At 60.0% G+C, this 22,006-nt stretch carries 19 protein-coding genes; 11 read left to right on the top strand and 8 right to left on the bottom strand.

Features of this window, described 5'->3' with window-relative positions; translation table 11 throughout:
- The first annotated feature begins 6 nt into the window (after positions 1 to 6).
- The 5 genes from WJU23_RS18090 (at position 7) to WJU23_RS18070 (ending at position 3,277) form a co-directional block, all read left to right on the top strand.
- Positions 7 to 948, top strand: a complete 942-nt coding sequence (locus tag WJU23_RS18090) for an FAD:protein FMN transferase (protein ID WP_346334013.1) — start codon at positions 7 to 9, stop codon at positions 946 to 948.
- 56 nt (positions 949 to 1,004) lie between these two features.
- On the top strand, positions 1,005 to 1,778 hold the full coding sequence (locus WJU23_RS18085; protein WP_346334012.1) for a hypothetical protein: 774 nt from the start codon (positions 1,005 to 1,007) through the stop codon (positions 1,776 to 1,778).
- Positions 1,779 to 1,833: 55 nt separating this feature from the next.
- Positions 1,834 to 2,322: a transcriptional regulator NrdR gene (nrdR, locus tag WJU23_RS18080; protein WP_346334011.1), complete on the top strand. Its 489-nt coding sequence runs from the start codon at positions 1,834 to 1,836 to the stop codon at positions 2,320 to 2,322.
- Positions 2,323 to 2,389: 67 nt separating this feature from the next.
- Positions 2,390 to 2,743 carry a histidine triad nucleotide-binding protein gene (locus WJU23_RS18075; protein WP_346334010.1) on the top strand — a complete coding sequence of 118 codons (354 nt, stop codon included), beginning with the start codon at positions 2,390 to 2,392 and terminating at the stop codon, positions 2,741 to 2,743.
- Between the two features lie 81 nt (positions 2,744 to 2,824).
- On the top strand, positions 2,825 to 3,277 hold the full coding sequence (locus WJU23_RS18070) for a hypothetical protein (RefSeq protein WP_346334009.1): 453 nt from the start codon (positions 2,825 to 2,827) through the stop codon (positions 3,275 to 3,277).
- Positions 3,278 to 3,454: 177 nt separating this feature from the next.
- On the opposite strand, the gene hisD is transcribed toward WJU23_RS18070, so the two are convergent.
- From hisD to WJU23_RS18055, 3 genes are all read right to left on the bottom strand, one after another.
- The gene (gene hisD / locus WJU23_RS18065) at positions 3,455 to 4,741 is read right to left on the bottom strand and encodes a histidinol dehydrogenase (protein WP_346334008.1); all 1,287 of its coding nucleotides are present in this window, start codon (positions 4,739 to 4,741) and stop codon (positions 3,455 to 3,457) included.
- Positions 4,742 to 4,836: 95 nt separating this feature from the next.
- Positions 4,837 to 6,078: a hypothetical protein gene (locus WJU23_RS18060; protein WP_346334007.1), complete on the bottom strand. Its 1,242-nt coding sequence runs from the start codon at positions 6,076 to 6,078 to the stop codon at positions 4,837 to 4,839.
- Between the two features lie 178 nt (positions 6,079 to 6,256).
- Positions 6,257 to 8,437 (bottom strand): transglutaminase family protein, encoded by a 2,181-nt coding sequence (locus tag WJU23_RS18055; protein ID WP_346334006.1) that lies wholly within the window; start codon positions 8,435 to 8,437, stop codon positions 6,257 to 6,259.
- A gap of 183 nt (positions 8,438 to 8,620) precedes the next feature.
- On the opposite strand from WJU23_RS18055, the gene WJU23_RS18050 reads away from it, so the two are divergent.
- The 3 genes from WJU23_RS18050 to WJU23_RS18040 all read left to right on the top strand — a co-directional run bounded on the left by WJU23_RS18050 (position 8,621) and on the right by WJU23_RS18040 (position 12,395).
- Positions 8,621 to 9,358, top strand: coding sequence for an ion transporter (locus WJU23_RS18050; RefSeq protein WP_346334005.1), 738 nt, complete (start codon positions 8,621 to 8,623; stop codon positions 9,356 to 9,358).
- 37 nt (positions 9,359 to 9,395) lie between these two features.
- Positions 9,396 to 10,832 (top strand): DUF1080 domain-containing protein, encoded by a 1,437-nt coding sequence (locus tag WJU23_RS18045; RefSeq protein ID WP_346334004.1) that lies wholly within the window; start codon positions 9,396 to 9,398, stop codon positions 10,830 to 10,832.
- Positions 10,833 to 10,943: 111 nt separating this feature from the next.
- Positions 10,944 to 12,395: a Gfo/Idh/MocA family oxidoreductase gene (locus WJU23_RS18040; protein ID WP_346334003.1), complete on the top strand. Its 1,452-nt coding sequence runs from the start codon at positions 10,944 to 10,946 to the stop codon at positions 12,393 to 12,395.
- A gap of 75 nt (positions 12,396 to 12,470) precedes the next feature.
- On the opposite strand, the gene WJU23_RS18035 is transcribed toward WJU23_RS18040, so the two are convergent.
- From WJU23_RS18035 to WJU23_RS18015, 5 genes are all read right to left on the bottom strand, one after another.
- On the bottom strand, positions 12,471 to 12,704 hold the full coding sequence (locus WJU23_RS18035) for a hypothetical protein (protein WP_346334002.1): 234 nt from the start codon (positions 12,702 to 12,704) through the stop codon (positions 12,471 to 12,473).
- 34 nt (positions 12,705 to 12,738) lie between these two features.
- A complete protein-coding gene (locus tag WJU23_RS18030; protein WP_346334001.1) occupies positions 12,739 to 15,066 on the bottom strand; it encodes a PSD1 and planctomycete cytochrome C domain-containing protein in 2,328 nt (775 codons plus the stop codon).
- 135 nt (positions 15,067 to 15,201) lie between these two features.
- Positions 15,202 to 15,489, bottom strand: coding sequence for an EF-hand domain-containing protein (locus WJU23_RS18025; protein ID WP_346334000.1), 288 nt, complete (start codon positions 15,487 to 15,489; stop codon positions 15,202 to 15,204).
- A 122-nt stretch (positions 15,490 to 15,611) separates the two neighbouring features.
- Positions 15,612 to 17,168: a PhoH family protein gene (locus WJU23_RS18020; RefSeq protein WP_346333999.1), complete on the bottom strand. Its 1,557-nt coding sequence runs from the start codon at positions 17,166 to 17,168 to the stop codon at positions 15,612 to 15,614.
- A gap of 314 nt (positions 17,169 to 17,482) precedes the next feature.
- Positions 17,483 to 17,830 (bottom strand): P-II family nitrogen regulator, encoded by a 348-nt coding sequence (locus tag WJU23_RS18015; RefSeq protein WP_133793193.1) that lies wholly within the window; start codon positions 17,828 to 17,830, stop codon positions 17,483 to 17,485.
- A gap of 259 nt (positions 17,831 to 18,089) precedes the next feature.
- On the opposite strand from WJU23_RS18015, the gene WJU23_RS18010 reads away from it, so the two are divergent.
- The 3 genes from WJU23_RS18010 to WJU23_RS18000 all read left to right on the top strand — a co-directional run bounded on the left by WJU23_RS18010 (position 18,090) and on the right by WJU23_RS18000 (position 22,003).
- The gene (locus WJU23_RS18010) at positions 18,090 to 18,986 is read left to right on the top strand and encodes a phosphatidate cytidylyltransferase (RefSeq protein ID WP_346333998.1); all 897 of its coding nucleotides are present in this window, start codon (positions 18,090 to 18,092) and stop codon (positions 18,984 to 18,986) included.
- 18 nt (positions 18,987 to 19,004) lie between these two features.
- Positions 19,005 to 20,150, top strand: a complete 1,146-nt coding sequence (locus WJU23_RS18005; protein WP_346333997.1) for a 1-deoxy-D-xylulose-5-phosphate reductoisomerase — start codon at positions 19,005 to 19,007, stop codon at positions 20,148 to 20,150.
- A 92-nt stretch (positions 20,151 to 20,242) separates the two neighbouring features.
- A complete protein-coding gene (locus WJU23_RS18000; protein WP_346333996.1) occupies positions 20,243 to 22,003 on the top strand; it encodes an ATP-binding cassette domain-containing protein in 1,761 nt (586 codons plus the stop codon).
- Positions 22,004 to 22,006: the final 3 nt, after the last annotated feature.

Below are 22,006 nucleotides of genomic sequence, written 5' to 3'. Positions count from 1 at the left end.
GGCCTTATGAACACGACTTTGCAGCCGACGATCCGCCGGTTCGCATTGTTCGTGCTGATGATGACATTCCCGGCCTGCAACCGGGAAAAGCCCGTGAGCCTGGGTGGTCCGACGATGGGCACGACCTGGAGTTTACAGGCGGCAGGCGGGAAAGAGGAGACGAGGCGGATGATTCAAACGCACCTGGACCAGCGGGAGGCGGTGTTTTCGCATTGGAAGGCGGATTCGCCCCTGTCGCAATTTAATGACAGCCAGAGCACGGACTGGTTTCCGGTACCCGAGGAACTCGTGGCTGTGGCGAAGGCAACGCATGATATGAGCCTGGAAACGGCGGGAGCGCTGGATGTTACCGTGGGGGGAGCGGTGGAGGCACTGGGGTTTGGAATGCTTGGAGGAGACGGACTAAAACCGGGACTGCAAAACAGGATTGGATGGGGGCATCTTAAGTGGCGTGAAGCACCCCCGGCGCTGAAGAAGGATGATCCGGGCCTGCGCATACATGTCGCGGCTGTGGTCGAGGGATTTGTCATGAATGAACTGGTGAGCAGGCTGAAGGAGGAGGGGCTGACGGACTTCCTCCTAGAGGTCGGCGGGGAGGTGGTGGCGGTGGGTCATGCACCGGGCGGAGGGCCGTGGCAGGTGGGTATTCAGGCCCCGGACGGAGCACCCGGGGAAACCCTGGAACATATACCTCTCAAGGATGCCTGCATCGCCACCAGCGGCAGCTACCGGCACCGGCATGAAAAAGAGGGCCGGACATATAGCCACATCGTGGACCCGCGCACTGGCCGCCCGGTGGAGCATAAGCTGGTGTCCGTCTCAGTCATTCACCCGAGCTGTCTGCTGGCGGACGGCTACGCCACGGCACTCATGGTGCTGGGTCCAGAGGAGGGGAGAAAGGCGGCAGCCAGGCTGGGCCTGCGCGTCATCTGGCTGGAGGAGCCGTGAAGAAATCCGCTTTCGCATTCGCAGCTGGGTGGTGCTAGACGTATAGGATTCCCCACATGCCACTGATTGACCGACTTGAATCCAAACTGGGCCGTTTTGCCATCCCAGGCATCCTGCAGGCCATTGCCATCCTGCAGCTTTTTACGCTGCTGATTTTCATGTTTCTGGACGTCAATGCCCGGGAACCCTATGAGGAATTTCTCCGGATGCGGCCGGACCTGGTGTTGCAAGGGCAGGTGTGGCGGCTTTTCACGTACATTTTCATTCCCAGCAGCACGATGCTTTTTGCGGTCATCGGGGCCCTGTTCATGATGTGGCTTGGACGGGGGCTGGATGAGGCGTGGGGAGCCTTCCGGGTGAATTTGTATGTCATCGGCGGCATGATTTCACTGGCCATTGGCGCGGTGTTTTTTGGCTATGAACCCACAGCGATGTGGCTTTATCTGACGGCCCTTTTTGCCTTTGCCTCAATTTATCCGAATGAGGAAATCCTGCTGTTTTTCATCCTGCCGGTGAAGATCAAATGGGTGGCCATCTTCACGGCCGTGATGCTGGGACTTTCGGTACTTCTCAATCCCATGGCCCTGATCCCCATGTTTTTCGCCCTGCTTAACTACGCTGTCACCTTCGGGCCGGACTTTGTCAAAGGCCAGCTCCAGGCGGCGAAGACCGGGAACCGCAAGGCGCGTTTTGCGGAGGCAACAGCGGGAGCGGCCTTTTTCCACCAGTGCAAAGTCTGCGGGAAAACCGAGGTGGATGACCGCACGCTGAACTTCCGGGTGACGGATGATGGGGACGAAATCTGCTCATCCTGCCGAAAATCAAGCTGAGAGGCAGGCCGCTCTTGCCAAGTGGTTGCAAGATGGCACCTTATAGGCCCCTCCTATGCGCTGTCCCAAATGCGGTAGCTCCCAAGACAAGGTCATTGACTCCCGCGAAGCACGCGAGGGCCACGCCATCCGTCGCCGCCGCGAGTGCATGAAATGCAGCTTCCGTTTCACGACCTATGAAATCGTGGAGCGTGAAGAGTTGCGGGTGGTGAAGCGCAATGGCGCGCGCCAGAGCTTCGACCGGGAAAAGCTGATGTCCGGCCTGCGCAAGGCCTGTGAAAAACGCCCGGTCAAGATGGAGCAGCTGGAGCAGCTAGCGGATGACATCGCCAATGAGCTGGAGGAAGAAGGCTACCGGGAGATCCCCTCCACCGTCATCGGCGCCAAGGTGATGCGCCGCCTGGAGGCCATTGATCACGTGGCCTATGTGCGATATGCCTCCGTTTATCGCCAGTTTGAAGATGTGGGTGAATTCATTGATGAGATCAAGTCACTGGACAGCCGCCGAGGGCGGGATACCAGCCAGGAAGAGCTGTTTCATTGACGCCTCACCCCGAGCGGGAGCATCCACCTTTCCCTTGCAGGCAGGAGTGCCCGCACCACTTTGCCGCATGTCCGAAAAAACCATTTTCCAAAAGATCGTGGACCGCGAGATCCCGGCCCCGCTGGTGTATGAAGACGACCTGGTGGCCGCCTTCAACGACATCGCTCCACAGGCACCCATCCATGTGCTGATCGTGCCGAAGAAAGTCATTCCTCGTGTGGGAGAGGCGGAGGCGGAAGACCAGGCCACCCTGGGCGCCCTGCTGCTGGCCGCAGGAAAAATCGCCGAAAAGCTGGGCGTCAAAGACCGCAGCAAAGGCTTCCGGCTGGTGATCAATCACGGCCGTGACGGGGGCGAGACAGTGCCGCATCTGCACGTTCACCTGCTGGCTGGCCGTGACCTGACCTGGCCTCCGGGTTAAACCCGGCTAGAAAAATCAGAAAACTTCTGCCACTGGCGCAACTATCCGTCCGGGGTGATGTTTTATGCCCCTGCAACGACTATGGAACCGCTCACCCCTAACGATCCGCTTTGGAAAGTGCTTGGCCAGGCCAAGACGGTCGAGCCACGCCCTAATTTCACCCAAAACATGGTCCGCCTGGCCCGCCAGACCCCGCAGGAACGCGGCTGGATGGCCCGGCTCAAAGGTTGGTGGCAGGAAAGGGACCCGGTCCCGGCAGGACTCGCCTGGGCAGCCGTCGCTGCACTTGCGCTGGGCGCAGCCGCCGTCGTTTATCAGCCGGAAGAGGGTGGCACATCACCGCAGATGGTGATCATAGCTCCGGTGCCGGAGACGATGGAAACACCCTTTGAGGTGGCCTCCACCGAGATGGATTTCCCGCTGATCCCCGAGTTTGAAACCGAATGGAAAAACCTGGAGCAGGTGGGTGATCTCCTGGCCGTGCACGACACGTCCCTCCTGACCGATTCCGAGATCAACATTTTGTTGTACTGAGAGGATATTGCATCCCTCAGAGTACAGTATTCCTCACTCTCCGAGTGAGGGGATTGGGCACGAAGCCCCCCCTTTTGTCCCCTCGCAGACTGCCCATATTTGGATGTTGGCGGATGGTTTGGAAGAGGGTACCGCTGGCTCTGGATCGCATCACTCGGAGAGTGATGAATACTGTACCTACCGCGCCCGAATCGCCACGGATTCACCATGGGCATCCAGACCTTCGACAGCGGCAAAGGCACGCACGATGGGCTCGGACTGGGTGACGCTGGCTTTGTCCAGGCGGATGATGCTGGTGCGGCGCTGGAACATGTCCACGGTGAGGCCGGGGAAAGATTTGCCCGCACCGCCCGTGGGCAGGGTATGGCTGGGACCGGCTAGGAAATCCCCCACAGCCACAGGGGAGTCATTGCCCAGGAAGATGGCCCCGGCGGTGCGGATGAGGGGCAAGATGTCCCCTTCCCGCTCAGTGATGAGAGTTAAGTGCTCCGGCGCATAGGCATTCACCAAAGCGGCCCCTTCCTCCATCGTGGGGGCCAGGAGGAGGAAGACGCCTTTGTCCAAAACAGGTTTCAATTGCTCCTGGCGGCTCAGCTTGGCGCACTGGCGGTCCACCTCGGCAGCCACCTTTTCCAGCAGGCCGGCATCATCGGTGATGAACCCGGCCTGGCTGTCCTTGCCATGCTCGGCCTGGGCCAGGATGTCAGCGGCGATGAAGGAAGGATTGCCGGACTTGTCCGCCAGGATCAGCACCTCGCTGGGGCCGGGCAGGAGATCAATGGAAACGACGCCAAAAGCCTGGCGTTTGGCCTCCACGACATAGCTGTTGCCCGGGCCGAAGATCTTGGTCACCGGGCGGATGGTCTCCGTGCCATAAGCCATGGCGGCGATGGCCTGGGCACCGCCGATTTTATACACCTCCGTGGCACCAGCCAGCTTCAGCGCGGCCAGCAGGCCGGGATTCACCTGGCCATCCTTGCCACAGGGTGTGCAGACGACGATCTCCGGCACTCCAGCGGCGGAGGCCAGCGTGACAGTCATGATGGCCGTGGAAACCAAGGGCGCGGAGCCGCCCGGCACGTAGCAGCCTACACGCTCAAAAGGGTGATAAACCTCTCCCACCTCCGCCCCCTGCTCATTGCTGCCGGACCAGTTTTGGCGGAGGCTTTTTTTGGCAAAGGAGTACACGTTTCGATGGGAGGCAATGAGCGCGTCCTTCAGCTTAGCGTCCGTCACATTCCAGGCCCCGGCCAGCTCATCCGGGGAGATGGCCAGGCTTTCCGGCGTCAGGCGGACCCCGTCAAAACGCTCGGTGAAGTCCAGAACCGCAGCATTGCCCCGGCTGCGCACCTCTTTGATCACCCCGGACACGACCTCCTGCACAGCATCACTCGCCTCAGCACGGCGGTTCAGGGCGGCAGCGGTCTCCTGCCAGGTGGGGTCGGTGTGGCGAATGATCTTCATGAACAACCGTTACGTGCCATGCAGGCGCATGGCGTCAAGATGAAGTAATGGCTGAGCAGGACAGATGACCGCCATAGGGGGTGCCTCCCTGCTGCTCACGGGTCGAAGCGGATGCCGATGCTTTTGAATTTCTCCGTCATTTCAGCCCCCAGGATGGCATCGTCACGACCGGCCAGGATTTTGTCCAGCATATCCTCCGGGGAAGCCTTTTCCATTCCGCTGGCAGCAAGCATGGCTGCTGCCGCATCGGGCGAGCGGCTTCTTTTGGAACGTGCGAACACATTGCGGTAGTATTGATGCAACGCCGCGCCACTGCCGTCACCATCCAGGAAACCGAAGTAATAATTCAGCAGGTATCCGTCCATCTGCTGCTCCAGCCTTGAACGGGTATCCGTCCCCCGTGCTTCCTTGGACGGGCGCATGTATTTCAGCATGCGGTTCAGATCAGGATAAATTTTGTTTTTCTCAGCCGCCTCTTTCACCGCCTTGCGCACAGACGCCCCCAGATCCGAAAAGCGGATGCTGCCATTGTTTTGATAGGCGACGAAGCGCACAAAATTGGTCATCCCAAGAGAGGTCCAGGACTGGAGCCAGCCGCCGACATCGCTCAGCATTCCATAAGCCACAATGCTGGTGACGCGGCCCGGCTCCTTCTCCCGGGAGTCATACTGATAACGGGCCCCCACCTTTTTTAGGCCCAGGGCGCGGAACCGGATGAGACAGCTGTCGTTGACCATCTCGGACGCATTGCCGTCCTTGCCCCCCAGGGCGATGTAGTCTTCATCCGTCTCGGCCATGAGGACGATAAAGAGGTTGCCGCTTTTAGGCCGGGGCGTCCAGTCCCAAGGCTGAACAATGAAAAACTTCTGCGTCAGGATGAAATCGGCCGCCACATCAGCCATGACCGAGCCTGCCAGCGGCGCAGTGGAAATGAACTCAAAACTTTCCGTCTCGTAGTGATACCGGTTGTTCGCCTTGTCCTGGAGCCCTTCCCTGACCACGATGGATTTTGGGTCCACCGTCAGGATGTCTTTAGGCCAGGTCAGCGCACCTGGGGCAGGAAGAGGCACTGAGCCTGCGGGAGCAGGAGTGCCAATCTGGAGTGACTTAAGAAAAGCCTGATCCGCCGCTGAAAGTGTGTCCACAGGAACATTGCTGCGGGTGCCATCGGCAAGCTGAATGACCACGTGGGTTCCCGCCACCCCCACCAAAGCAGCCGTGACACTGCGGCCCTCCTGGTTAGTCCACACACGGGCGGCAGTCTGGGCAGCAAGAAGAGCAGGCAGGAGGCACAGCACCATCATCCCAGACAGCATCGTGCGGAGAAGAGGAGTCATGCAGTTTGTATTCATGGCGATAAAACTTATCAGCTTTTAACTGCCTTGCTGGATCTAGGGAAGAAATAAAGACAAATCTGACGCCACGGTCACTACTTTTTTACGAGCTAAGGGGATATGAACCGACCTGACAACCTTGGGCCACCAAGAATGCTTTGCATGCTTAGAGCTCGCCCTCTCACTCCAAAGACTCCAGCCACTGCATGAGCTGGCTGCGGATTTCACCAGGGCCGTCTTCGGGGAAGTGCTCGGTGAGCCAGCGGACGTCTTCGGCCGCTTCCTGCCGCTGGCCAAGGCGCTCTTTCATGCGGGCGCGGTTGATGCGCTGCACGGCGGCGTCCGGGTCCAGGGCGATGGAGAGGTCCAGGTAAGGCATGGTGTCCTTGATGGCGGTGGCATCGTCCAGGGTGGTGCTGAGCAGGTTGTTCAGCATGCGCAGGATGATGGAGCGTTTGCTGGAGGGCTCGAGGGATTCTTCGGCAAACTCGCCCCGCTCGGTCAGCTCCATGGCGGCCTGCATGACAGAGACGGTTTTGCCACGCTCGAAGACATCCACCAGCATCAGCTCGCCCTCCGGGCCTTCACGATAACCGACCATGAATTTTCCGGGCAGGGGGATGCCATGCACGCCTTTCACGCCGAGGCGTGATGCGAGCTCGATGTAGAGAACGGAAAGGGTGATGGGCAGGCCTTCGCGGTCGTCCAGCAGCTCATTCATGTAACTGTTGGACTTGCTGCTGTAATCATGCCGGCTGCCGTGGAAGCCGCCTTCTTCAAAGAGGTAGCGGTTCAGCCGCTTCACAGCGGGCAAGGTGCCTTTGATGATTTCGGGGTCCTTTTTCAGGTCGTCCACCATGCGGGCGAAGCTTTGCAAATACTGGCCGATTTCCACTTCGGGGTTGTCATGCCGGGCCAGCAAAAGGGTGGCGCGGATGAGGTCAATTTTGTCTTCCGGTTTGGCCAGTTCGGCAGCCAGTTCCTGGGTCACTGCGTGGCGGTGGAGGTCCTGCTCCAGCTCGCGCAGGGCGGTGGCTTCCTGCTCCAGCTGGCGGCGTTTTTCCACCAGGAGGCGGCGGCTGGCGGCGGGCTTCTCCACCAGTTGCTTGAGGGTGTCTTTTTTAGCCGCACCCTTTTGGGTAAAGGCATCCATGGCAGACTGAATGCTAGCGGCGAGGGCTTTGGGAACAGGTTTCTCTGCGAGGTCGGTCCCGACGCGGAAGCCGCGAAATTCGGCCACCGTGTTGCGGAATTTGCATAGCCCCGCCTTGCCACCACGCAGGCCGTCATCGTCCTGCACCAGCACCCGCTGGCCGTTCACCCAGCAGGTGATCTGCTCCGGGTCCACGCGCACCCGCAGGTGGTTCCAGTCGTTGGGGCGATAGGCCTCCGTGGCGACATCGGCCAGGATGGTCCAGGAGTACACATCCGCCCCTTCGAAGCGGGTCAGCCGGAGCTTGCCTGCGGAGGGGTAAAAACCGTAATGCGCGTCGCCACCATCGGAGCAAAAGACCAGCCCGGCAGCGCCAGATTCCTCCTCCATCTTCACATTCACAGCCACCTCAAACGTCTCCGCCGGCGTCTCCGGTGACCAGAGGCAGAGAGAGCGGCCGCCGAATCCAGCACCCGGCGTGGCGGCCTTGATGATGCCCGCGTGCTGCGTCCAGCGGGCGCCGAGCAGAGGCTTCCAGAGCTTGGGGTTCAATACCCCAATGGTCAGCCAGCGGGACATGGGCACGGGGTTGGGTTTTTCAATGAGCCGCTTCAGCTCATTCACTGGCATGGCAAAACCCAGATTCTCCGTGCGGGCGGACTTGAGGGTCAGGATGCCTAGCACCTGCCCCTGACGGTCCAGCAACGGGCCGCCGCTGTTGCCTTTTTCAATGGGCACGGCCAGGCGGATCATGGTGATGTCGTTGACCACGTCCGGATACTCGGACACGACACCGTCCACGACGCTGAAGGCGAGGCCCGCCGGATTTCCCATGGCAACGATGGGCTGGCCCTGACGGATGGTTTCGCTATCGGCCAGGGGCAGCGGTTTGAGGCCCTTTTTGGCCACTCGAAGCAGCGCCAGATCCCAATGGGCATCGGTGGCGGTGACTTCGACGACTTCGTGTTTGTCGCCATTGGCCATTTCCACTTCTAGACGGCGCGCTTCGCCAATGACATGCATGTTGGTGGCGATGAGGCCGTCCTCACTGACGACAAATCCCGCCCCCAACCCGTCCATGCCGTCTCTTCCCACCTGCATGACCTTCACCACCGAGGGCTTGATCTCCGCCGCGATTTCCTCCACCGATTTGGTGGGAGCGGCGGCTACAGGGAGTGCAAGCAGGAACAGGCAAAGAAGGGTGCGCATGAGAAAGAACGATCGTTTGTGCAATTGATGCGCCCGGACAGATAGACAAAGGCGGACGACCCCTGAAGGTGGAAAAATGATACGCCTCTGATATAACGCAAGTGCGGCCCTTGTCCTTGTCTCGCTAAACCTGCTTTTTTGAACGCTAACAAAATTCAGTCCAACCCTCCAGCTTCACCTACTATGAATCCACCCCGCCTGCGTTTTCTGGATGCCCTGGTTCTGCTGCTTTCCATTTATGCGATTCTGGCCCTGCTGATTGATCGTCTGGTTCCGCTGGAAGCCAATGTACGAGAACTCATGGACATTCTCGACCTTGTTGTCTGCGCGGTATTCTTCAGTGACTTTGCCATCCGCTTTCGCCGTGCAGAATCTAAAACGACCTTCATGCAATGGGGCTGGATAGATCTGCTGTCCTGTATCCCTGCCGGTCTTTTTTCACTGGGACGGGCGGTTCGCATTGTCCAGATCTTACGCATCCTGAGGGCCTTCCGCTCGGCACGGGCCATCATGTGCTACTTGCACAAGCAGCGGGCACGCAGCATGGCAGGAACGACGGTGCTCATGGCCATTGTGCTTCTGTTGTTCTCCATGATCTCAATTCTCGTCGTTGAGAACGAGCCGAATTCCAACATCAAATCTCCCATGGATGCACTGTGGTGGGGGATCACGACGATGACGACCGTGGGCTATGGCGACCACTTTCCCGTGACGGTGGAGGGCCGGTTTGTAGCCATGATCCTGATGATCACCGGCGTGGGATTGTTCGGTGTGCTGACGGGTTTGTTCGCCCGGTTCTTTGTGGAGCCGGAGTTGAAGCGGGACGACGGCGAAATGAAGGAACTGCTGAATGAGATGCGGCAGATGAGGCTGCGTCTCGAAAGTATCGAAAGGCGCTTCACGGACACGCAGACGCCTTGAAAGATCGCCCTCCCAGCGCCCGACTCCCTTCTTCCACATGAAAGTACCGTTTTTTACCTCTTTGCTAGCCCTGGCCGCCATGGCCGGGTTGCGTGCTGAAAACAATGTTCCACCGGAGGGTTTCACGGCCCTTTTTAACGGCAAGGACCTCTCCGGCTGGTATGGCTGGGGCACCCGTGATCCTAGCGAGCTCTGGGCCATGTCGCCTGAGGAGCAGGCGGACTACAAAAAGAAATCTGTCGAAGGCGGTGCCTTGGACAAAAAGGGCAACCCTGCCGAAGACCACATCAACGCCCACTGGTCCGTGGACAACGGCGAGCTGGTCAATGATGGCAAAGGCCTGTACCTGACCACCGACAAGGACTACGGCGACTTTGAACTGCTGCTGGAATACAAGGCGCTGCCCCTGGGTGACAGCGGCGTTTACCTGCGCGGCATTCCCCAGGTGCAGATCTGGGATCCGAATGAAGAAGATCCCAAAGGCCTCGGCCGCGCCAAGGGCTCAGGCGGTCTCTGGAACAACAGCTCCGGAGCTCCTGGCAAGGACCCGAGCAAGAAAATGGACAAGCCGCTGGGCGAGTGGAACAGCTTCAAAATCACCATGATCGGCGAGCGCGTGACCATCATCTTCAATGGTGAAAAGGTGGTGGACAATGCCGTGCTGGAAAACTTCTTCGCCAACAAAAAGGCCGGTTACCTGGCCTACGTGAAGCCGAAGGAAGGCGAAGTGGCTCCGCCAAAACCCGCCGGATTCATGAAGGACCCCGCCTTCGCCAAAGGCCCTATCCAGCTCCAGACGCACGGCAGCGAGATCCGCTGGCGCAATGTTTTCATCCGTGAAATCAGCCCTGAGGAGGCTAACAAAGCCCTGGCCGCCGATGAGGAAGGTTTCACCGAAATGGTCAACGGCAAGGACCTGAGCAACTGGCAGGGTTCCGTGGAAAACTATGAGATGAAGGACGGCGCCATCTACTGCAAATCCGGCAAAGGCGGCAACCTGCTGAGCAAGGAAGAATTCGGCGACTGCGTCATCCGCACCGAATTCATCCTCCCGCCAGCCGGCAACAACGGCATCGCCCTGCGCACCGGCCTGGAAGGCAATGCAGCCGCCGGCGGCCTGGAGATCCAGGTCATTGATAGCGACGGCTACAACGCCAAAATGGCTGCCGCAGGCAAACCCGGCCTCAAGGAATACCAGTATCACGGCTCCATTTATCACCTCATCGGTGCCAAGCACGGCTACCTCCGCCCCGTCGGCGAATGGAACTACCAGGAAGTCACCGTCAAAGGCAACCACATCACCGTGACCCTGAACGGCACGAAGATCCTGGATGCCAATCTGGACGAAGTGGACCGCAGCAAGCTGGACCCCAAGCAGACCCCAAAAGGCCTGGACAAGAAGAGCGGCTTCATCGGCTTCGCCGGTCACAATGACCCCGTCGGCTTCCGCAGCTTCCGCGTAAAGAAGCTGTAGAACTTGCCTCCTGGCCGCAATTTGGCCCCTTAAAAATCGGCCCGCCCTGGAATCCAGGGCGGGCTTTTTTTTGTTGAAGCGGGAAGCGGAGTTTCATAAAAGAAAACCACCATGAACCGCCAACCCGCCTTCACGAGCCGTCGTACATTTCTCCGTCACACGGCGCTTGCCGCCACCGCCCTTTCCGCCTCGCGGGTTCTGGGGGCCAATGAAACGGTCCGCGTGGCCGCCATCGGCGTCGGCGGCCAGGGCACGGGCAATGCCAAACGGTTCGCCAAGGTACCCGGAGTGGAAATCGCGTATGTTTGTGATCCTGATACCGTGGCGCTGGACCGCGCCAAGCAGGCCTTTCCCAATGCGAAGACCACCCAGGACCTGCGCCATGTGATGGATGACAAAAGCATTGATGCCGTCATCGTCTCCACCGGCAACCACTGGCATGTGCTGGCATCCATCTGGGCCTGCCAGGCAGGCAAGGATGTCTATGTGGAAAAACCCATTTCCCATAACATCTGGGAAGGCCGCCAGCTCGTGGCGGCTGCGCGCAAATACAACCGCATCGTCCAGGGCGGCACGCAGCAGCGGAGCGACCCATTTCATGACGAGCTGAAGGCCTATCTGGACACCGGCGCATTGGGCAAGATGAAGTATGTCCGCTGCAACCACTACGGCATGCGCGCCACCATCGGCAAGCGCGACACCCCGCTCACACCGCCCACGACTGTGGACTACAATCTCTGGTTAGGCCCGGCCCAGGACGAGCCCATCCTGCGGGAAAAATTCCACTACGACTGGCACTGGAACTGGAACACCGGCAACGGGGAGCTGGGCAACTGGGGCCCCCATATTCTGGATGACCTGCGCAACGTGGTCTTCCGCGACAAGGTCACCCTGCCCAAGCGCGTGCTGGCAGGCGGCGGACGTTATGGCTGGAACGATGCTGGCGAGACACCCAATACCCACTTCCTCTATTATGACACCGGCGTGGTGCCCGTCATCATGGACGTTCATAACCTGCCCCGCCAGAAAGGCATGAAAGCGCCGGACGTCTATCTCCGCCGCCGCACCAGCGCCTTCCTCGTCATCGAGTGCGAGGGCGGCTACTACGCCGGCGGGCGTGGCGGCGGCTCTGCCCATGATCCGGAGGGCAAGGTCATCCAGAAATTTAAAGGCGACGGCGGCAGCACCCACGCGGCCAATTTCATCTCCGCCGTACGCTCCCGCAAAACCAGCGACCTCAAGGCCGAGATCGAGCAGATCCACTTCTCCAGCGCCTGGTGCCATCTGGGCAACATCTCCTACAGGCTCGGCCAGTCAGGCGATCTGGATCTGGCCAAGTCCCGTCTCAAAGACTTCCAGCCCTGGCAGGAAGTCATCGAAGACCTGCCCGCTCATCTCAAGGCCAATGAGGTGACCTTGAAAGACGGTGACGTCCGCGTCGGCCCCATCCTGGAGATTGATACCGAAAAAGAAACCTTCATCGGTGAGTCCGCCACCCCCGAAGCCCTGGCCCTGCTGAAGCGCGAGTACCGTGAAGGGTTTGCCGTCCCGGAATCTGTGTAAGGCAGGGAAGTCGCGGAGCGTCATGGAGTGCGGTACAGAGGGGCAAGACTCAAGTCTTTGCCTTGGCAGCACCGCTTACTCCCGCTCCGCAGAAATCCGCCGTTCAGGTTTCTCCGCCCGCGCGTGGCTCCAAAGTGAACCGAACACCACACAAAGCAGCAGCATACAGACCACAGTGGCCGTCACCTGGTTCTTGGGCAAGATTTCAGCGCTGAACAAGCTCTTGGCCAGGACAAAAAATCCCAATCCGGCCAGCGCACTTTCTGCGGCCAGCCAAAGCAAAAGAAGATAACGACGAACTTGGCGCATGCCTCAGTCTAACCAGAAACGTTGTCACGTCCAGTCATTCCCGCGTGATCGTCTCATCCAGATTCAGCAGCACACGGGCGATTTCCTGCGGCTGGAGTCGGCTCAATGTGGCGCGTTCATCAGCGGTCGGCAGCCGCGCCGTGCAGCGTTGAAAAGCCGCATCCAGGCCGTCCGTTTTCACGATCTTTTCCAATGCCTGCGCGAACTCCACAAAGGAGCTGTCATTGAGGAGGGTCAGGGCTTGCAGCGGCGTGTTGCTGCGCAGCCTGCGGGTGCAGGTGCTGAAACCGTCCGGCGCATCAAAGACGCTCAGTCCAGGCGGCGGGGTGGCACGGAAAACAAAGGTGTAAAGACCACGCCGGTAGCGATCCGCTCCCTTGCTCAGCGGCCAGGTACGCTTCACCTGTCCCAGGCTCAGTACTCCTTCCGGAATGGGCGGATACACCGGCGGGCCGCCGAGCTTCGGCTCCAGCAGACCGCTGGCTGTCAGACAGACATCGCGGACGATCTCCGCATCCAGGCGCAGCCGGTTTTGCCGCCAGAGAAGCTGGTTGTTCACGTCCACGGCCAGGGCCTTGGATGAACGGTCCGCAGGCAGGGAACTCGTCTGCTGATACGTCTGGCTGGTGACGATGAGGCGGTGCATGTGCTTGAGGCTCCAGCCGCTTTCCATGAATTCCACCGCCAGCCAGTCCAGCAGTTCCGGGTGCGTGGGCAGACTGCCCATGGTGCCGAAATCATTCTCCGTATCCACCAGGCCGCCGCCGAAGTACTGCTGCCAGATGCGGTTGACGATGACCCGCGCCGTCAGCGGATTGTCACGGCTGACCAGCCATCTGGCCAGGTCCAGACGGTCCGGATTGGGCACATCCAGATCATGCAACACCGCAGGCACGGCGGGCTTTTGCTCCGCAGCAGGGCGGGTGAAGTCTCCTTTGATAAACAGCGTGGTCTTGCGCGGCTCCGGCAGCTCTTTCATGACCATGGTGGTGGTGCCTTTAGTCAGCAGACCGGTGATTTCCATGTAGCGCTCATTGAAGGAGCGGAACACCTGGTCCGCCGCGCCGGGGCCGCTGGCAAAGAGCAGGCGCTGTTGCGTGAGACTGCGGTCTTTCACCGGGCGCTTCAGGGTGGACTGGCGGTCTTTAGGAAGCTGCGAGCGCGCTGCATCAGAAAGCTCCGTCTCCCACTCGCTGAACTCCGCCTGATGCGCGGCAATGTGGGCGGCGATTTTTTCTTGAAGAACTTTTTGTTCGGCCTCCAGCTTTTCAACATTCAATGAAGGATCAGCAACCTTCATCGTGGGCTCTTCCTGGTTGTTCAGGAAGGCGAAAAATTGAAAATACTCCTCATGGCTGATGGCATCGAATTTGTGATCGTGGCACTGCGCACAACCGATGGTCAGGCCCAGCCAGACCGTGCCGGTGGTGGCCACCCGGTCAAAGACGGACTCAATGCGGAACTGCTCCTTATCAATGCCCCCTTCCCCGTTAATCTGCGTATTGCGATGGAACCCGGTGGCGATGCGCTGGCTCTCCGTCGGCTCCGGCAGCATGTCACCGGCAAGCTGCTCAATGCTAAACTGGTCAAAAGGCATGTCCGCATTCAGCGCGTTGATGACCCAGTCACGATACGGCCAGATGCTGCGCGGCGCGTCAATACTGTAGCCGTTGCTGTCCGCATACCGCGCCTGGTCCAGCCACCAGCGGCCCCAGCGCTCCCCGTAGTGCGGGCTGCTGAGCAGCTTGTTCACTTCTGCGGCATAGGCTTTGGGCGTACTGGCGAATTTTTTGACAAAGGCCTGCACTTCCTTTGGCGAAGGCGGCAGCCCGGTGAGGTCCAGATGCAGCCTTCGGATCAGCGTTTCCGGATCTGCAGCGGGGGATGGCTCCAGGCCCTCCTGGTGCAGCCGGGCGCGGATAAAATGGTCAATGGGATGCATGCCTTTCGGCGGAGCCGCTTCCGGCTTTTGCGGGGAGATGTAGGCCCAGTGCCGGTCATCGCTGGGTTTTTCATCCTCCGGCGCCTGGGCACCTTCGGCGATCCATTGCCGGATCAGCCCCATCTGCACCGAATCCAGCGGCCCCCGCTTATACGGCATCTGGGAAATTTCATCGTGCGTGCCTGCCACGGCTTGAAACAGCAGACTGGCCTCCGCCTTGCCGGGCAGCACGGCGGCTCCCCGCCCTCCCCCGTGGATCGCAGCGGCGGCAGTGTCCAGCCGCAGCTTCGCCTTCTGCGTGGTGGCTCCATGGCACTTCACGCAGTGGATTTGCAGCAGCGGTTTGATCTCTGTGCTGTAATCCACCGCCCCCAGGAGAGAGGAAGAAAAAGCTGTCAGAAAAAGGAGGGGCAGGCGCATGGTAGAAAAACTATTTCGTCCCGTGGGTGCACAGGCTTTCAGAAACGGGTGCAAAACGGAAAAAGCCGCACCCAGGTTGGTGGGTACGGCTCGGTATTGAAAGTGGCGGGGTTGGGTCGCCACCCTCAAAGTGAATCAGGCGTCCTTCTTCTTTTTCTTCGGAGCGGCGGTGAACTCTTCCTTGCTGAGCTTGCCGTCCTTGTCCTTGTCCTTCATGCCGAAGCCTTTTTCAGCCTTGGCAGCGTCTTTCTTGGCCTGTGGGGAGGCCATGAATTCTTCCTTGCTGAGGGAGCCGTCGCTGTTGGCGTCCATCTTGGCGAATGCCTTGGCTGGATCAGCCTTTTTCTTGGCGCCTTCTTCGGCGGCGTTGGCGGTGAAGCTGGCAAGGGCCAGCACGGAGAGGATCGTGGCGATCGCTTTCATGATTGTTCGTTTGTTCTGTTTGGTTTGGCAAAGGGGGTTGAGATCAACGATCCCTGCGCGCCATTAAACGCGGAGCCTTGCACACAGTTTCAGTTATTTTTTCTAGAAACAGCGCTTTTCCATTAAAGCAGCCGCGCGCCAGCCTCCGCCAGAGGGCTCCTTTCACCCTTGGCCAGGGGTACATGAGCGGCGAAGGACTGGCCGCGCATGCGCTGCCGGGTGTAAACCAGGCCGTTGGAGCGGCTGTCCACATAGGGGTTGTCAATCTGCGCCGGATCCCCCACCAGCACGAGCTTGGAGCCGCGCGACATACGGGTAACCACGGTCTTCGCCTCCAGCGGCGTGAGCTGCTGCGCCTCGTCCAGGATAAAAAAGCGGTCCGGGATGCTGCGGCCACGGATGTAGCACAGGGCCTCGATCTCGATCACTCCCTGTTGGATCAGCCCGTCATACGGGGCGCTGGTTTCCGGGTGCGCGGGCGGTTTCTCCGGCAGGAAACGGTTCTTTTTCCGCTGCGGGCCCTGCTGGCTGTCCACCGGCCGCATCAGCAGATCCAGCGCATCATAGACCGGCTGCAGCCAGGGGCGCATTTTTTCCTGAAGCGATCCGGGCAGAAACCCGACCGTCTGTCCCATGGCCACGATGGGCCGGCTGACGGTGAGGCCATTATAGGTGCGGCCAAACACTTGCGAAAGCCCCGCCGCCACGGCGAGCAGCGTTTTCCCGGTGCCTGCCTGCCCATAGCAGGTGACCAGGCTGATCTCTGGATCCAGCAGCGCATCCAGCAGGCAGGCCTGGCCCAGATTCATCGGCTTGATGCTGCGGCCCTGGCCCACCTTGATGGATTCCGGCGTGTGCAGCAGCCTCACCAGTTCCCCCTGGGCATTGAGCTTGGCCGGCATGGAGGCCTTTTCCCCCGACATCAGCAGCACATAATCATTGGCCACATTGTCGCCAATACGCGTGGCGGAAATCGTCAGCCGCCCGCTGCTGGCGAAGCGCTGCATCTCATGAGAACTGATGTCCAGGCGGGCGATGTCAAAGTTGGACACCTCACGCGGCTCCACCTTGTCATGCAGATAATCTTCACACTCAATGCCCACCGCGCGAGCCTTGAGCTGCATGTTCAGGTCCTTGCTGACCAGGATGACCGGCGGGCTGATCTGTTCCCGCAGCCACAGGGCACAGGCCAGGATGCGGTGGTCCACCTTTTCGATATTGGGAAAAATGCGCTCAAACTCCTGCACACTGGGCACGCGCTTGGCCGCCTCCGGGTCATAGATCACGACGCGGATGTTGCCGCCGCCGGCTGTCTTCACCCCGTCGGTCACGGAGGCATCCGGTGCGGAAAAGGTCTTCATCAGCGCACGATGTACCTCACGGGCATTGGCCCCGCGCTCCGTCATTTCATTCTTAAAACGGTCCAGCTCGCTCAGCACATCCACCGGGATGCAGATGTGGTGCTCGGCAAAGCGGTGGATGCAGGCCGGGTCATGCAGCAGGACATTGGTGTCCAGGATAAAGGTCTTGGTACCCACCCGGCTCATGGATTGGCGGTGGCTGGTGGGAGACTTCCGCTTCCTTGCAGAGGGAGATCGCAGACCAGGCGGCACAGAGCCCAGGTCCAGGTTTTCGATCAGGGTTGGGGCGAGGGTGGCAGGATGATCGTCGCGGTCCATGTAGGTTGGGTTGTTGGGTTAGGGGCGTGGACTTGCTCTGTGGGGGTGGCTTTTTTCACCTGGCGCATTGGGAATGCCAGGTCTCTCTCTCCGCTGTGTGATTTTGTGGAATGAATCACGGGCTGATTAAAGGCTCTCAAAATGTAGAGCATCCAACAAGCCATTTGTTCACAATGATTTCTTTTTTGTGAAGAACTTTTACGTGCCGATGATGTGACCTCCCGTTCTTGCCTCCAGGTCTGCCCCCAAAAAAGCAAAACCCGCCTCGGCGGGACCGGGCGGGTATGCTTGAGTGATGGTTCTGGAGGAAAAATTTAGGAGCCGGAGATGGCGTCGGAGCCACGCTCACCTGTGCGGATGCGGACGGCTTCGATCACGTCACTGACGAAAACTTTGCCGTCACCAATTTTGCCGGTGTTGGCTGCTTTGACGATGGCGTCCACAACAGTCTCGCTGCGGGCGTCTTCGACAACGACCTCAATCTTGACCTTCGGAAGGAAGTCCACCGTGTATTCAGAACCGCGGTAGATTTCAGTGTGGCCTTTTTGGCGGCCGAATCCTTTGACCTCAACGACGGTCATTCCTTCTACTCCCACTTCAGAGAGAGCTTCTTTGACGTCCTCGAGTTTGAAGGGCTTGATGATCGCTTCGACTTTTTTCATGGCTGTCGCTATTAGATGTGTGGTTTGGCAGATTGCAACGACGATAGAGAATCATTTGTGATTTTTCTTCATCGTAGATCGTAAAACCCTGTCTAAGCCAAATCCGTGCCAAGTTTAAATATCATTTTTTATCAGGATCTGACAGGCTTGCTTCCCCCTGCTTGGCACGAAGAGATACGCCGCCTGCTGGAATGATGATTGCAGTTTTCCTCTCACCTGCTTCTAGTGGTTTCATCCTCCTCCCCTTGACCCTGACCGCATGAGCCAAGAAACCGCCGCCCCTCCCGCCAGCAAGCGCCGTGTTTTTGCGTCCCGGCTTTTCAGCACCCTCATCCTCTGGGGCATCCTGACGCTGGCCTTCAAATGGAAGAGTGACTGGCTGCTCATCGCGCTGACCGGTTTCTTTGGCGTGGCAGGTGCTGTGGAATACTTCCGCCTCCTGCGTTCAGAAAAGCACGCGCGTTCCTTTAACATGCTGGGCCTTGGCATCTGCCTGGCCTACTGGGCCACGATGACCTGGTGGGTGATGAACCATAAACAGGCACCGCCCATGTGGCTGGAACTGGCCGCCCTGACGGCCAGTGTACACGGGGCCTTCCTCCTCTGCTATCGCCATCAGCTCGAGGGCGCCGCCACCCTCCAGCGCATTTTTTCCACCGTCTTCGGGGTCGTCTATACGGTCATCTTTTTCGGCTTCATCGCCCGCCTCATGTATTTCAAAGGCGATGGCGAATCCGCCACCGGCATGTTTCTGGTCATCTACCTGGTCATGGTCACCAAGTTCAGCGACATGGGTGCCTATGCCTTTGGGGTCGTGTTTGGGAAGCATAAGATGATCCCCCACATCAGCCCGGCCAAATCCTGGGAAGGCCTGGCTGGTGCCTTCATTACCTCCTTTGCGGGGGCCGTGATCATGCTGTGGTGGAAACCTGTGGAGCTCCTGCCGTTGACCTGGCTGCACGGCCTCATCCTGGCACCGGTCCTCTGCGCTGCCGGCATCACCGGGGATCTGGCGGAATCCGTCATCAAACGCTGCACTTCCATCAAGGACTCCGGCCATGCCTTCCCCGGCATCGGCGGCATCCTGGACCTCACTGACAGCCTGCTGTTCACCGCCCCGGTCTTTTATTTTTACCTGGAAGCCATCGCGGCTTGAGGCATGGAAATCAGCAGCATGGCATCCCGACGCAAAGTTCTCCTCCTCGGCTCCACCGGCTCCATCGGCACCAGTGCCCTCAAAGTGGCCCAGGACATCCCTGACCGCATGGAGATCGTCGGCCTGGCCGCCGCCCGCAGTGTGGAGGCCCTCGTCGCCCAGGTCCATGCCACGGGCGTCAAGCAGGTCGCCCTTTCGGATGAAGCCGCCGCTGCCAGAGCCCGCCCGCTTTTGCCTGCGGATGTCAGCCTGCACGTCGGCAGCCAGGGCCTGGTGGACCTCGTGCGTGCCAGCGATGCAGACATGGTGCTCGTGGCCATCGTCGGCGTCGCCGGCCTGGCTCCCGCCCTCGCTGCCATTGAGGAGGGCAAGCACCTGGCCGTGGCCAGCAAAGAGATCCTCGTCATGGCGGGCGAGGCCGTCATGGAAGCCGCCCGCCGCAAAGGCGTGCACGTCCTGCCTGTGGACAGCGAGCACAACGCCATCTTCCAGTGCCTGGAAGGCCACCGCTCCACCGATGTGCGCCGTCTGCTCGTCACCGCCAGCGGCGGGCCCTTCCGTCAGCTTCCCGCAGACCATCTCCCCCACGTCACCGTCGCCCAGGCACTTAAGCACCCTACCTGGAGCATGGGCCGCAAGATCACCATTGATTCCGCCACGCTCTTTAACAAGGGCCTGGAGATGATCGAGGCGCGCTGGCTCTTTGATGTCCCCATGAGCCAGATCGAGGTCGTCGTGCATCCGCAGAGCATCGTCCACAGCATGGTGGAGTTTGTGGACAACAGCGTCATCGCCCAGCTCAGCCACAGCGACATGTGCTTTCCCATCCAGTACGCCGTCACCTGGCCGGACCGCGTGTCCAACAACCTGCGCCCGCTGGATTTCGCCCAGCTCGCCTCCCTGCACTTCGAGGCCCCCCGCACCCAGGACTTCCCCGCCCTGGACCTTGCCCGGCAAGCCGGAGAGGTCGGCGGCACCCTGCCCGCCGTTTTAAACGCCGCCAATGAAGTGGCCGTGGAGGCCTTTTTAAACGAACGCACCCCCTTTCCCGCCATCTGGCAGACCGTCGCCCGTGTCATGGAAAAACATCAGGTCATCCAGCATCCGGACCTGGAAACGCTCATTGAAGCCGATGCCTGGGCACGCCGGGAAGCCGCTTGCTGAAACAGCCGGCCTTTTCGCATTTCTTACCGGAACCAGACGGCCCGCTAATTTTTGCGAGTTGTATGCGGCGCGTTTCCCGCTTTCATCGGCGCATGCTCGAACTCATCAGCGTCTCGCACATTTTCACACGGCCCGCGCAGGAAGCCCTGAAGGCCCTGGATCATGTGAGCTTCAGTGTCCCCGCAGGACATTTGCTGGCGGTCATCGGCGCGGCAGGCAGCGGCAAAAGCACCCTGCTGCAAATGCTGGCGGGGCTGCAACCACCGGAAGGCGGCAGCGTGCTGTTTCGTGGCAAGGACGTTTCCCAGGCCCCGCTGCACGCCAATGACATCGGCTATGTACCTGCGGAGGACGATGTGCTTTCAGATGTTCTGACCGTACGTGAAAGTGTGATGAGCGCACTGATGCTGCGCGTGGGCGGCCAGACCAGCGAGGAGCGCGTGGACCGGGCTTCTCATCTTTTGGTGGGAGCGGGACTGGAAAATGTGGCCAGCCAGCCGGTCGGCACCCTCAGCAGCACCCAGAAACGACGGTTAAAACTGGCGGTGGCTCTCGTTAGCGATCCAGGACTGGTCATCTGCGATGAATTTACCGACGGTCTGGATGCGAAATCTCAGAGCGAGATGGCGGCGCTGCTGAAATTCATCACCACCGACCACCCCTCCCGGGTGGTCATCCACGCCACCCAGACGGCAGCCAACCTGGCGGTGTATGACACCGTGGTCATCCTGCATGAAGGGCATGTGTGCTTTCACGGCCCTTCCCGCGCCGTGACCCATTATTTCAGCATCCAGGCCATTGAGGAACTGTACCCCCGCCTGGCCAAACGGCCTGCCGCCCGCTGGGGGGAATCCTGGATGCGGCATCGCGATTCATATTACGATGCGTTTAAGCTGGGCAGTTCCGGCGAGTCCCTGAAAGCCAGGGAAGAGGGGGATGAAGCGGCGGACCCTCAGCGCATCACGCTCCCGGCAAATGAAAAACCCGAAAAGGCTGATCCGGAATCCGAAACACTGCCACCGCCAGCCGCCCCTCCCCTGCCCGGCCTGCTTTCCCAGGCGCGGCATCTCAGCCTGCGGCGTTGGACCCTCTTAAAACGGACGCAGCGCCAGTGGACAGCGCAACTGATGCTGACAGTGCTGGCACCGCTGGGAGCAGCGATGATGATGCTTCCCAATGACCATTATCTGAGCGAAGTGACCTCCGGCGACACTTCACCGGAAGTGCTCTGGCCGGCGGCCTACACCTGTGCCATGGGCTGGCTCCTGCAAATCATGCTGGTGCTGGTCTTCAGTGTCCGCACCGGGGCGCGGGAGATCGCGGGAGAGCGGGCGCTTTACCGGCGTGAGCGGGCGGGCGGGCTGCGGCCCCTGGCCTACCTGCTGGGCAAGCTGGGGTATGTGCTGCCTGCGGTCCTTTTTCAGACCTTTATGTTAGGCATAGTGGTGGAGATCCTGACCGGCGGACTGCCGGGCTTTGCCCTCATGCGGCTGGCCCTGCTCTGTCTCACGGGCGTGGCCTTCAGCAGCCTGTGCCTGGCCATCTCCGCCCACTGCCGCAGCGCGGAGCGGGCGCACAGCCAGGCCTGGATGCTGGCCTTTGCCAATCTCTTTCTTTGCGGTGCTCTGCTCGGCTTTCCCCGGGTGCTGGGCGGGGTGCTGCAGCCGCTGGTGACGGCGTATTACGGCTGGTCCGGCGGCATGGAAACGCTTCAGGGCACGCCTTTTTTTGAACCTCTCACGCTGTTCGTGCGCACCTGGTTTGCCTCCCCTGCACTGGCGGCTGGCGTCCTGCTTGTTCATTTCGGCCTCGGCGTGCTGCTCGCCCTGCGCGGTCTGAAGAAGACACAGTGAAAT

Origin of the sequence: Prosthecobacter sp. SYSU 5D2, assembly GCF_039655865.1 — a bacterium.
Classification (GTDB): domain Bacteria; phylum Verrucomicrobiota; class Verrucomicrobiia; order Verrucomicrobiales; family Verrucomicrobiaceae; genus Prosthecobacter.
The sequence above is the reverse complement of the archived record's forward strand: the minus strand, read 5'-3'. Positions and strand labels throughout refer to the sequence as shown.